The organism is Niallia sp. FSL M8-0099 (assembly GCF_038006945.1).
Classification (GTDB): domain Bacteria; phylum Bacillota; class Bacilli; order Bacillales; family Cytobacillaceae; genus Niallia; species Niallia circulans.
Map to the genome: position 1 here is coordinate 559,499 of NZ_JBBOWF010000001.1, position 12,539 is coordinate 572,037.

Here is a 12,539-nt window from a genome sequence, read left to right on the forward strand (position 1 = left end):
TAAAATTAATTCTAAAGGAGTGTTAAGTATGGGTAAATTTGAAGGTAAAATAGCGCTTGTAACGGGTGGAACTAGTGGGATTGGTCTTGCTACAGCACAAAAATTTGTAAACGAAGGTGCATATGTTTATATCACGGGACGTAGACAAAACGAACTTGATAAAGCTGTTAACCAAATTGGCAAGAACGTAACCGGTGTTCAAGGTGATATTTCTAAGCTTGAAGACTTAGACAAACTATATGACATTATAAAGCAGGAAAAAGGTAAGTTGGACATTCTTTTTGCTAATGCAGGCATCGGCAACTTCCTTCCATTAGGTGAAATTACTGAAGAGCAGGTTGATAGAACGTTCGACATTAACGTTAAAGGAACCATCTTTACTGTTCAAAAAGCGTTATCACTATTCCCGGACAAAGTAGGTTCTATTATTGTAACAGGCTCTACTGCTGGATCAATTGGTAACCCAGCGTTTAGTGTATATGGAGCATCTAAAGCAGCATTAAGAGCACTAGTTCGCAACTGGATTCTTGACCTAAAAGGTACTGAAATCCGTGTAAATGTGGTTAGTCCAGGAGCTATTCTTACACCTGCATACGATGAGCTTTTTGGTGATGCACTTGAAGAAGTAATGGAAAATAGCAAAAATACTGTTCCAGCTGGAAAAGTTGGGACACCTGAAGAAGTAGCAAACGCTGTATCTTTCCTTGCTTCAGACGAAAGCAGTTACTTGACGGGAGTTGAATTGTTCGTAGATGGCGGGCTAGCTCAGGTATAATTTCACAGTGCAGAGATTACATATAGTCCCTAAAAAAGGTTAATGGGGATTTACTTGAAGAAGTCGTATAAAAAAGTCGTTTTCCTTAAAGGACAGGGAATTCGACTTTTTTTATGGTTGAATTTGCTTAACGTTGTAAATTCGCATTTTCCTGGGACTACCACTAAATGACCTGTAAAAAAGATTACTTTGTGAATAAATGTGCTTAAAGTAAGGGGGGTGTTAGTACAATAAGTGGATTATATATGGAATGTCTTTAAAAAAAGACATTCCATATATAATCCGATATAAACTCAAATATAAAACGAAACAAACGTTCTTATAATGCGTATTAACGCTACAATAATTGCTAAGACGAAGCGTCTAATACCTTGATACATAAGGAATTCGACGTTTTCTTTATTATACCGTAATTAAGATTAAGAAAGATTAACGCTAAATTTACGAATTTATGCTTATTTGTAGAGGGAAAGACAAAGGCTTTATTAAGTTGCTATAGGTGGGAGGAGAGTTTAAGCGGATAACAACAGCCCTTTAAAACGTTTAGGTTATAAAGGGCTGTTAGCCGTAGATTCGGCTAGATTTTTTTAAGAGTTAGTCATGACCAACATCACTATTCGTCAAGTGTGAGTATCATATATCTAATTTCTTTGTTAGACAGTCTAATCATGTTAGCTATTTTCTTTTTGAAATCCCAAAGCAGAAGATATATTCTGGGCTACTTCTATGACACTACTAATTAGCTCATCCTTTCTTTCCTTTTTATATAAGTTAATGGGAATAGCACAAATAATACTGCCAATAACTTGATTTGTCGCATCAAACAAAGGTGCTCCAATTCCAATAGATTCATTTTTTCGCTCATTTAATGAAAAGGAAAAACCTTGATTTCTTATTTGCTCAATATCTTTCCATATATGTTTTTGTTCTTCTAGGGAAACTTTTTCTTGTTCAAATATTTCCGCAATCTCTTTTTCATCTAAGTAAGAAAGTATTGCTTTGCCACTGGCTGCTACATGAATAGGTTGTAAAGTTCCCAATTCCAATAAATATTGCAGTGCACTAGTGCTTTGGAAGCGAGAAATAAAAGATAACTTTTTATATTGTTTATGGTAAATAGCCAAATATACCGACTGGTCAAGCTCTAAAGATAGCTTTTGTAAGAAGGGATTAGCAACATTTTTTATACTTGCATTAGAACTTACCACAGAAGAAATGCGAATCCACTCGTTTCCAATAGTATATTTCTTATTAGATGGATGCATATGTAATATATCTTCTTCTTTAAGTATTTTTAGAATTCTATGTAAAGAACTGGGGGGATAGTTTAAATATCTAGCAAGTTCATTAACTCCCCATTCTGTTTGTTTATCAACAAAAGCCTTTAGAATTTCTAAAGTTTTAGATGTAACATTAGTACCATTTGCCATTAGATGACCTCCATGTAAAAGGATAAAATAATGATTGAAAAAAATGAAAGCGTATGCTAATATTTCAATTATAACAGATTTTCATTCCATTATAAAGTATATCATTCAAAATAATGGAATTAATTTTAAGGTGCTTATTAAATTTAAATAATTGGAAGGGGAGAAATCGTAAAAATTTTTCAATAAAGATAAGCAAATTTTTTTATTTTAATTATGGAATAGCATTCCGTATAATTGAATGTTCTAAAAACATTTTTTTTAGAAAAAACATTGTGCACTATTTTTAAGTAAGTATGAAACAAATTCTTAAACTCAAGTACGACATGAAATTTCTAAGAATTTGCTGCTGATAATTTCGGTAATTCACCATTAAAATTCGAAAAATTTGCATAAGTACTTAATAAATTCCTTAGAGAATTATAGAGGGAGGTAGGATTCTTAATATGAGTGAGGCGGAATTTTATGATAAAAGCAAGAAGAGCTTACCTAAAGGTCGATATACATGCAAAAATAAAGTCGTAGAATTTGTTCCGATGAGAGATGGAGTTAAGCTTGCTACTACTATTTATTTTCCCGATAAGGGGGAGGAATGGCCTGTTTTATTTACTAGAAATCCCTATCCAAATAATAAAACTGTGTTGGAGGCTATTTATACTCCTCTAGTAGAGCATGGATATTGTTTGGTTATTCAAGATTGTCGTGGAACAGGTGAATCTGAGGGTGAGTGGGAACCATTTATCAATGAACGTGAAGATGGAATTGATAGTTTAGAATGGCTATCTAAACAGCTTTGGATGAATGGAAATATTGGTACCTTTGGCCGTTCGTATTCAGGTTTTACACAGTGGATTGTTGCGGACTGTTTACCTAAAGAGGTCAAAATAATGTTTATAGAAGTATTTGGTGTAGATCGTTTTAGTCAAATCTATATGAATGGAATGTTTAGAGAAGATATTTATACATCTTGGGCATTTGCAAATTCTGGTGTGAAGAGTGAATTATCTATTGCCGATTTATATAAAAAAGCACTGGAGATACTACCTGCTAATCAGCGAGACAAAAAGTTATTAGGTACGGAACTGCCTTTTTATCAGCATTATATTAAGGAGTGCTCCGAAGATTCTTCTTATTGGCAGGATAGTATTTGGAAAAATTTAAAAGAAATACCGAGTAAAATTAAAATTCCTATTGTTATTACTGGTGGATGGGCAGATCATCATCTAGATGGCACCATGTATGCCTATGAACAATTAAATGAAGAGATAAAAGACAGAAGTAAACTCATTATTGGACCGTGGGATCATTTAGGTAATACGACAGGGAAACTTCAGTATCCAATGAGTAGTAAACATGGTTTTATGAATATTCATGCACATCTTCTGTGGTTTGATAGTCAGCTTAAAGGAGAAGAAGCAAAACTTGAATCGGAAGTATATGTTATCGGTATGAAAAAGTGGGAAAAACTTAAAACCTGGCCGCCCAAAAGCCATCAAACTAAGTTATTTTTCAGTGCAGATTATGGCTTAACAGACCAACTTTCGAAAAAGGGAAGCGTTTCATTTGACTATGATCCTAAAAATCCTGTGATGACAAATGGTGGAAGTGCGCTTTTAGCATGGATTTCCCCAGGTTTTACTAATTTACCACATGGTTTTACTAAACAAGAAGATTACGAAGACAGAAACGATGTTTTAATATTTAAGTCGGAGCCAATAGGAGAAGCTCTAACGGTTATGGGAAAAATATCAGTTAAATTGTTAGTTAGTTCTTCAGCTGAAGATACCGCATTCACAGTGAAAGTGTGTGAGGAGTTTGCTAATGGTGATTCGTATAATATAACAGATGGTATTACTTCTATTTGTTCTAACAAAAATGGGACTCATTCTAATTCCTATAAAAAATATGAAAAAGTTGCTTTAGATATTGATATGTGGGATATAGCATGGCAGTTCCAAGTGGGATCTAAAATAAGAATTGATGTTTCCTCTTCGAATTTTCCAATGTATCATATTCATTCTAATACAAAAAAACTATGGTCTACAGTAGGGGAGAGTAATATTATTGCAAAACAAACTCTTTATTGTGATATTGATGGCTGTCATTTGATATTACCTACTGTTAAGGAAAAATAAGCGTTGTGTGAAAATATAACAATGAAAAGAATGGAGTTATGGTAATGAGACTTCAAAAAAATTATTTAGCATTTGATATAGGAGGTACATATTTAAAATACGCTTTAATAAATAGCGCAGGTACCATAATAGAAAGAAACAAAATACCTACCCCTAAGCAAGGATTAGAATATTTTAAGCTTGAAATAGAATTGATTATTCAAAAGTATCAAGAACAAATTAAAGGAATTTCCTTTAGTTGTCCAGGTAAGATTGATCAAAATAATAAAACGATTCATTTTGGTGGATCTTTACCATTTCTAGATGGTGTCCAGTTAACAAAAGCATTAAAAATAAGAGAGGATGTTCCTATTAGTATAGAAAATGATGGGAAATCTGCAGCTTTAGCTGAAATGTGGCTAGGTCAATTAAAGGATGTTTCTGAGGGAGCTGCAATTGTGCTAGGTACTGGTATTGGTGGGGGGATTATTATTAATGGTAAATTAATACAAGGAAGTCATTTCCAAGCTGGTGAATTAAGTTTTATGTTAAATGATAACGCTTCCGGAAATGAAAAGTTATTTGGTTATAATAGTTCTGCTGTCCGCATGATACAGTCAATTGCCAGGGAACTCCAATTGAAAAATATTGATGATGGGCCTGCTGTTTTTGAGGCAATTAAAGCAGGAAATCCAGTGGCATGCAAGATATTTAATGATTATTGTCGAAATATAGCTGTTTTAATTTTTAATATTCAGTCCGTTATAGATCTAAAACGTTTTGTCATTTGTGGGGGAATTAGTGAACAAACTTTAGTTGTTGACCAAATTAACTCTCAATATGATCAAATTTTGGATGAGATACCATTGGCAAAACAAACATTAACTCGTCCGGAAATATGTAACAGTGCATTCCATAATGATGCCAACTTATATGGCGCACTGTATCGTTTACTGTTAGATATAGACAATAAAAATAAATTAGGAAGTGAACAAAATGAAAACTAAAACATTTGCCAATCCATGGATTATTTTTATTGGCTGTTGCTTGATGTCATTTGTAGGTTTTGGTTTAGTAGTAAATACACATGGCTTGTATTTTGCTCCACTTACTGAAGAACTAGGTCTGAATAAGACAGAATTATCATTAACATTAACTTTACAAGCAATTGCCTGTGCCGTCACTTTAATATTCTCTGGTAGAATTATGTCGAAAGTTAATACCCAGTTACTATTAACTCTGTGTATATTAATGTTTGGTGGCGGATTTATACTATTTGCATTTTTTACATCTATAGTTCCCTTTTTGATTGTGTGGACATTAATTGGAATTGCACAAGCATTCGCTTTAGTAGTTGCGATACCTGTGCTGCTAGGAAATTGGTTTGAAAAGAAATTAGGACTTGTAATGGGAGTAGCATTAGGAGTTTCTGGCTTAGGTGGAGCATTTTTTAATCCAATGATTAGCAGTATTATAATCAATAATGGTTGGAGAACGGCTACAATTGTTTCAGGCATTTTAATTTTAGTTTGTATTTTACCATTTACTTTATTTGTTTTTCGTAGTGCTCCAAATGCGGAAAAGGGTGAACTCCCTTATGGAAGAGAACGTAACACTCTTGATAATAAAAAGGTCGTAGAAGAGGTAGTACTTGGAATAACTGCAAAAGAGGCTTATCGTACTTCATCCTTTTATTTTTATTTAATCACCATGTTTTCATTGTCGATGGTTGGCGGGATTGTACAACATGTTTCTGGCCATATAGTAAATGAAGGTTTTAATCTAACTGTAGGTGCCAGTGTTGTATCAGCAATAATGCTAGGAGCAGCTGCTGGTAAATTTTTAATAGGGATTTTATTAGATATTTTCCATGCGAATTTGGTAATTAGTTTATATGCGATATTTGGTATTGTAGGATGGGGAGGACTTATTTGGTTTTCCAGTGAAGTATCACTAGTTGGTAGTGGATTTTTATTAGGTTTAGGTCAAGGTATTTCTTTAGTAGCCATCCCTTATTTTGTAAGAAAAACATTTGGAGCTAAAGAATATAGTCAAATTTATTCTATCATAGCAATGGTAGGTTCATTTGCTTCTGCAATATCAGCAACTCTAGGAGGAGTATTTTTTGATAAATTGGGAAGTTATCACCTTCCAATAAGTACAAATCTTGTATTTTATTTAATTGCCGCCTTATGCATTTTAACTGCATATGCTCATAAAAAAAAGATTAATTCTGATACAAATGAAATTAGAGAAGAAAAACTGGTTTGAAGTCAGTTTACTAGGATATTAAACTGACCTAGTGAAACTAGAGGAAGTGAAAACAACCATAATAAGATCTAATGGTTTTCCCTAGTTAAAATTAGTTCATTATGGGCATAAAAAGTGATCTTGATACTTTTACATGAGTTCTGCGGGCGATTTTTTAGTAGATATCTCAAATAAAGCGCAAGTCCTTTTTACAGGAAGTGCCCCGTTTAAATTAACATGTTAATACTCTTGAATTAGTTTTTCATTATAACGATAAATAAATACATCTATTTTGAAAAAACACCATGTTAGCCAGCGTGGTAAACTGATTACAGGGAAACCTAGAACAAGGGTAAAAGCATAGAAAGAGAGAGGAAATCCACTCGAGTAAGTACCACCCATAAGAACGGGTGGTACTTCACTTTTATCCTTTTCTACTAGAAGAAATATTGGAACCTTCGATAAAATAGCGTTGAAAGCAGAAAAATAATAATAAAACGGGCAATAGGACATTACTGATATGGACATTAAATAATGCCATTGTGTCTGCACTATTCCCTTGAAAGTTGTCAAGCCGATTTGTAAGAAAATCTCGTCATTTATGTATAGCGATGGTCCTGATAAATCGTTTAAGTTTATATGATTACGGAGAGAAAGGCGTAATTGGCAACTACGCCTAATCCTATGCTTAATCTTCATCCATTATCTTTAGTTTGGGAGAGTACATACGGAATAATTTAATGTATAATAGTACACCGATAATAGAAAAAACTACAATTAAACTAAAGATGCCCATAGGTGGTGTAAAACTGGCTAGAAAGACGGTTAACGGGGCCATTGCTTTTCCTAGAGAATTTTGTAAGCTATCGGCCGCAAGGTATTGACCTCTGGCATGTTCAGGTGCATAGTGGCTAACAAAACTTTGGGTTACAGGTGTACGCACAATTTCTCCAAAAGTGAAGATAACCGTTACAAAGAATAAGTACCAGATGTTATTATTTATTCCTACTAGAAAAGTGCCTATTCCTGCTAAAAGTGATGAAAGAATGAATATATTCCGTTCTTGCCAATTCTTAAACCAGTTCGTGACAGGAAGAATAAATAAGACAAATAAGAGGCCATTTAAGCCAACAAGCCATCCGTAAATTTCATTGCTGGATAATAGGAGTGAATTACTATTCCATGTGAAGAGTGGCTGAGTTGGTATATTATTTATGATATATACCGGCAAATATAGGTCAAGCTGCATTATTGGGAATAAAGAGAAAACTCCTGCCACTACATATACCATAAAAATTTTATCTCTAAAGATTATGGTGTATCCATTCCACCTTTCTTTAAAAGAATGCTTAAGAGGGCTTGTCAAATCAAGTTCCTTTTTAGAGTTAGGTAATGTTTCATAAGTGATATAATAAATCGCCAATAAATATAGGAATAAAACTAATGCACAGGTCCAAAGAAGTTCTTGACGATAGTGGAAGAAGAAAATGGCTCCGATGACCGGACCAAGTACAGCACCAATATTATTGACTGTCATGAAAGCCGCAAATACCTGACGAAGATTCCTTTCAGGCACCAAGTCTGCAACCATTGCCGAACTTGCAGGTCGGTAGAGTGCAGAACCTAAACCAATTCCGATAAATGCAATATAATCTATCCATGGTGATGTAGATAGGGCAAACATGACAAACATCAGCATTTGAATAAATGTGCCAAGAAGCATAACGGGCCGCCGTCCCAGAGAGTCAGCAAAATTTCCTCCAAACAAGCTCCCAATTATACTTAGTAGAGGTGGCAGAGCCATTAGTAAACCTGCAATCTGAAAGCCTAGTATTTCGCCAAAATAAACGGTGATAAAGGGGTAGTACATCCAAAAAAGCAGGTTAAAAAGGCCTTCTCCAATAAGCCGAACTTTTAAATTCTTATCCCAAATAAATTTTCCCATAGTAATCTTCCTTTCGGCTAACGCTAATATGTGATGCCTAGGCCTAGGTATTTATAATATAGGTGATATTTCCAAAAAGATATAGACTTATATTGAGTTATGAATTATAATAATATTATGAGAAGCAAGAATAGTATGTCTTATTTGAGATGTCCCTAAAAAAGAACATACGTTTCGTTAAATGAATAATTAATATGTAAGCTAAAGATTATGTCTGATCTTTAGCTTTTTTAATTTAACAATTGCTATTGGAAGATATGTTAGGTAACTTATTTCACGATGGAGTTTGAGGCTTATATAACTATCACAGAAAAAATTGAACTAGTGATAGGAAATGGATGCTAGGAGGAAAAATCTATGAAGGACAAGAAAAAAGCTTTAATTATAGTCGATGTGCAAAAAGCATTTGATAATAAGAAATGGGGAGAGCGAAACAACCTTAATGCAGAAGTAAACATAAGCAAGATACTACAATTCTGGAGAGAAAAAGGATGGTTAGTAATACATATACAGCATACTTCTGATAATCCTGATTCAGTATTTCATCCTAACAATGAAGGATTCGCTATAAAGGAAATCGTCGCACCCATTGATAAAGAAGTAATAATAAATAAGAAAGTAAACAGTAGCTTTATTGGTACAAATTTAGAAGACTTTTTAATAGCTAATGAAGTAACAACAGTTGTAATCACTGGTTTAACGACACCTCATTGTGTATCTACCACGACAAGGATGAGTGGTAATTTAGGTTTTGATACATATTTGATTTCAGATGCAACAGCTGCTTTTGGTATGAAGGACCAAGATGGTACATATTATGATGCAGCTGCTATCCATAATATATCTCTAGCTACATTGCACGAAGAATTTGCCACAATACTTACAACAGATAAATTGCTAAACGAGTTTTTTTAATACGCTTACGGCACTAAACGGCTTTCCTGTATTAAATAAAGAAATTCTTTTATCATAAACGTAGGAGAATAATTCAGTAAGATCAGTTACAGAGTAAAACTATCTTATTACCTCTACATAAAAAGTAAATTATTGTATAATATATTTTGGAATGAAAAAACACAATTCGGTTGGTAGTCCGAATGCATTAAAAAATTTAATGTCAGTAGCCTTCCCCTCCTCGGGATGTCCATCGTTCTAGTATAAATGGAGGAGGGACCTATAATGAAACTAACCATTTATTATGATGGTCAATTTTATATAGGGCTTATAGAAATTGTGTCTGAAAATAAACTTAAAGCCTGCCGATATATTTTCGGTAAAGAACCAAAAGATCAGGAAGTATTAGATTTTGTGAACAGAAAATTATTAAGGGTAATTGAATCTAATCAACAAATAGGGATACCTATTTGTCAGAAATCACAAAAGAAAATTAATCCTAAAAGAATTCAAAGAAAAGTCTCAAAAGAATTAAAGCAATGCTCTGTTTCTTCTAAAGCACAAGAAGCCATCAAGGCTGAATATGAACAACGGAAGAAAGCAAAATCAGCTAAAAATAAACAGCTAAGAGAAGAAAAAAAGACGTATATTAGAAATTGTAAGGTTCAAAAGGCTAAAAATAAACATAAAGGCAGGTAACATAATTTCTATTTTTTGCAGACAACTAATGTTGTCTGTTTTTATTTATATTTGTCTGTAAAGAGTTTTGGAAAAGAAGGAAGCAGAAGCATAACATTCTTGTTTAGGTAGTATGTATATCAATGTCAATAATGCAGAAATAATCAAAATAACTACGGAAAGGAAAATGTTTATGAAGAATTTTCTTGTTGATTTAATGATTTGGCGGTGTTTTTTATGCTGCTCGGTCCATTAGAAAAGTACATGTTAGATGAATTAATAAAAATCGGATGTAATATTTAGAATAATGAGTATAGTAAGTCTTGACTAGTATAAAATGAATGTTTAAGCTTTTATAGGAGGGATGAAAAATGACAATATTCAATGAATTTAGAAAATTCGATTTTGCAGAATCAGGAATGAATGATGAACAAAAAGTGTTTGTCTCTGCCTTAAAGTTATTGACTGAAGGAAAAGAAGACTTAAGTATGGATTGCTTAAAAAAACTGTATATGGAGTCAAATGATCCTTCCTTACAAAGTAGCTGTGCCAAGATATTGTTCGAGCTCTATTTCATTAACTCTGAATGGAAAGAATTAGAGGTATTAGGCCTCTTGGAAGATGAAAGCATTGATAAAAGTAATCGGATCATTGCAAAAGCTTTAAGACAGTTTGAACAGGCAACCTTCTCCTTTTCTAATGACAAAATCTGTATTCCGATGAAACGCAGCATATCTGGTTCACCAACCATTGATGTAATGATTAATGGAAGGAAGAAATGCTTTTGGTTAGATACAGGAGCGGGGATGACAGTTATTTCTGATTCTATAGTGAAAGAATGTGGCATGGCCCTTATAGAAAACGAAGACTTGGAAGTTGGCAATTCCACAAACCAAAATTTCAATTCAGATTTGGCAATCATTGATACCATTGTTATTGATAATCTGACAATCTTAAATCAGTCGACATTAGTATTAGCGAGCGATTTATTAAAGATACCAATTCCTCATTCAGCAAAAGTTATGGAGATAGACGGCATAATAGGATGGGATATCATCCAATATCTACACCTCGAGATCGATTATGGAAAAGAGAAAGTTCTGATTCAGAAGCATCGACAAAAAGATGGGGAAAAGAACAATCTTTTCTTTTGTGGATACCCGATAATAAAAGTAAAAGGGAAGAACCAAGTTCCTTTGTATTTTGGCTTAGATACAGGTGCAAATAAGTCTCATTTTGGAAAAACGCTTCTTTCTAAAATCGATGAACTTAAAATAGGCAAAACCATTAAATATTCTGGTGGCTTAGGTGATGTAAAAGAAAGAGAAATAGATACTATCGAAACTCTCCCTGTCTACTTAGATGAAAATCAATCTATTACTTTAAAAAATGTGAGAGAGACGTTAACAGATCTTGCGACTTTTTTTAAGTTAGATGGTGTTTTTGGGATGGATATCGCTCATAATGGAAGCTTGGTGATTGATTATCCTAATAGACAATTGGAGTTGAAATATTAATAGAGAAGATTGGAGTAAATTATTACAGGATATAAGGAATTGGGGAAGTTTACTTTAAGTAAGCAATTAGTTCCTTACTTATTCAAACAAATAGAAGAACAGGATAAACGTCTAAAATCTTGACTCATGAGGAATTAGACGTTTTTTATTATTATCCTAATGTACTTAAATAGTAATCACCCTAAAAAACAACGATGACTTATCAAACTATCAAGGTATGGGGGGAGAAGAAGGAATATACCAAACTATATAGAATAAGTAAGTTATTGGAAAAAGAATAGTAATAAAAGCAATTAAAAGTTTGATTAAAATTAGAAATGGATTATAAGGGGTTAAACAATGAAACAGTTTAAAATCAATATCAAGAAACAATACTGGCTAGGATCAACTGATTCAGAAGAGGATCTATGCTCTCATGGAGAAATATATTTAAAGGTTAATGACACCGTTATTACTCAATCCGGAATAGATGAAGAATGGGGGATTAGTGAATCGGCATTAGCTTTATTACGAACATTAGATAATGATTATCTTTGTGCTCCCGAGGAGGATGAAGGGTTAATTCTCCATGGATGTGGTTTAATATTGATGACGAGTTGTCCTATTTCCATTCATTGGACAGTAAAGCACTGTGGGGATGACGTATTTCTTTCAGATTTTGTTAAGTTTACTAGTACCGATAATCAATCAGGCAGCATCTACTATCCCGATTTAAAGGTTAAGCTTAGTAGAAACGAATATAAATTTCAAGTTTGTCAATTTGCGATAGAGGCAAGGGAATTCTTTCGTTCTTCAAAAGAGAAACGAATTTCTGATGACTTTGATAAAAACATGTATGATGAGTTTTGGAGTGAATATAATCAATTGTTAAATAGCAATTTACCAGACTAAACGTAAAACGATGTTATTAACATCTATTAATAGTGATTTTGAAAATGA

Annotated in this window: 11 protein-coding genes; 8 read left to right on the top strand and 3 right to left on the bottom strand. The window is 33.3% G+C overall.

What is annotated here, in order from left to right:
* Window positions 1-28 precede the first annotated feature (28 nt).
* Window positions 29-775 carry an SDR family NAD(P)-dependent oxidoreductase gene (locus NSQ92_RS02650; protein WP_047942799.1) on the top strand — a complete coding sequence of 249 codons (747 nt, stop codon included), beginning with the start codon at window positions 29-31 and terminating at the stop codon, window positions 773-775.
* 671 nt (window positions 776-1,446) lie between these two features.
* Here NSQ92_RS02650 and NSQ92_RS02655 read toward each other — a convergent pair.
* Entirely contained in the window at window positions 1,447-2,205 is a 759-nt protein-coding gene (locus tag NSQ92_RS02655) for an IclR family transcriptional regulator (RefSeq protein WP_172866427.1), read from the bottom strand.
* Between the two features lie 443 nt (window positions 2,206-2,648).
* Between NSQ92_RS02655 and NSQ92_RS02660 the strand changes: the two genes are divergently transcribed.
* Genes NSQ92_RS02660 through NSQ92_RS02670 form a run of 3 tightly spaced genes read left to right on the top strand, consistent with a single transcriptional unit; the run spans window position 2,649 to window position 6,587 of the window.
* Window positions 2,649-4,337: a CocE/NonD family hydrolase gene (locus NSQ92_RS02660; RefSeq protein WP_341152350.1), complete on the top strand. Its 1,689-nt coding sequence runs from the start codon at window positions 2,649-2,651 to the stop codon at window positions 4,335-4,337.
* Between the two features lie 44 nt (window positions 4,338-4,381).
* A complete protein-coding gene (locus tag NSQ92_RS02665) occupies window positions 4,382-5,323 on the top strand; it encodes an ROK family protein (RefSeq protein WP_341152351.1) in 942 nt (313 codons plus the stop codon).
* Window positions 5,313-6,587, top strand: coding sequence for an MFS transporter (locus NSQ92_RS02670; RefSeq protein WP_144581480.1), 1,275 nt, complete (start codon window positions 5,313-5,315; stop codon window positions 6,585-6,587). Before NSQ92_RS02665 ends, NSQ92_RS02670 begins: the two co-directional genes overlap by 11 nt.
* 219 nt (window positions 6,588-6,806) lie before the next feature.
* Here NSQ92_RS02670 and NSQ92_RS02675 read toward each other — a convergent pair whose 3' ends face one another.
* Together NSQ92_RS02675 and NSQ92_RS02680 are read right to left on the bottom strand one after the other, a co-directional pair.
* Window positions 6,807-7,118 carry a hypothetical protein gene (locus tag NSQ92_RS02675; protein ID WP_341152352.1) on the bottom strand — a complete coding sequence of 104 codons (312 nt, stop codon included), beginning with the start codon at window positions 7,116-7,118 and terminating at the stop codon, window positions 6,807-6,809.
* 136 nt (window positions 7,119-7,254) lie between these two features.
* A complete protein-coding gene (locus tag NSQ92_RS02680) occupies window positions 7,255-8,511 on the bottom strand; it encodes an MDR family MFS transporter (RefSeq protein ID WP_341152353.1) in 1,257 nt (418 codons plus the stop codon).
* Window positions 8,512-8,868: 357 nt separating this feature from the next.
* On the opposite strand from NSQ92_RS02680, the gene NSQ92_RS02685 reads away from it, so the two are divergent.
* The 4 genes from NSQ92_RS02685 to NSQ92_RS02700 all read left to right on the top strand — a co-directional run bounded on the left by NSQ92_RS02685 (window position 8,869) and on the right by NSQ92_RS02700 (window position 12,491).
* Window positions 8,869-9,426, top strand: a complete 558-nt coding sequence (locus NSQ92_RS02685; RefSeq protein ID WP_144581481.1) for an isochorismatase family protein — start codon at window positions 8,869-8,871, stop codon at window positions 9,424-9,426.
* Window positions 9,427-9,690: 264 nt separating this feature from the next.
* Window positions 9,691-10,104: a YjdF family protein gene (locus tag NSQ92_RS02690; RefSeq protein ID WP_123259047.1), complete on the top strand. Its 414-nt coding sequence runs from the start codon at window positions 9,691-9,693 to the stop codon at window positions 10,102-10,104.
* A gap of 350 nt (window positions 10,105-10,454) precedes the next feature.
* Window positions 10,455-11,600, top strand: a complete 1,146-nt coding sequence (locus NSQ92_RS02695) for an aspartyl protease family protein (RefSeq protein WP_341152354.1) — start codon at window positions 10,455-10,457, stop codon at window positions 11,598-11,600.
* Window positions 11,601-11,939: 339 nt separating this feature from the next.
* Window positions 11,940-12,491 carry a hypothetical protein gene (locus tag NSQ92_RS02700; protein WP_144581483.1) on the top strand — a complete coding sequence of 184 codons (552 nt, stop codon included), beginning with the start codon at window positions 11,940-11,942 and terminating at the stop codon, window positions 12,489-12,491.
* Window positions 12,492-12,539: the final 48 nt, after the last annotated feature.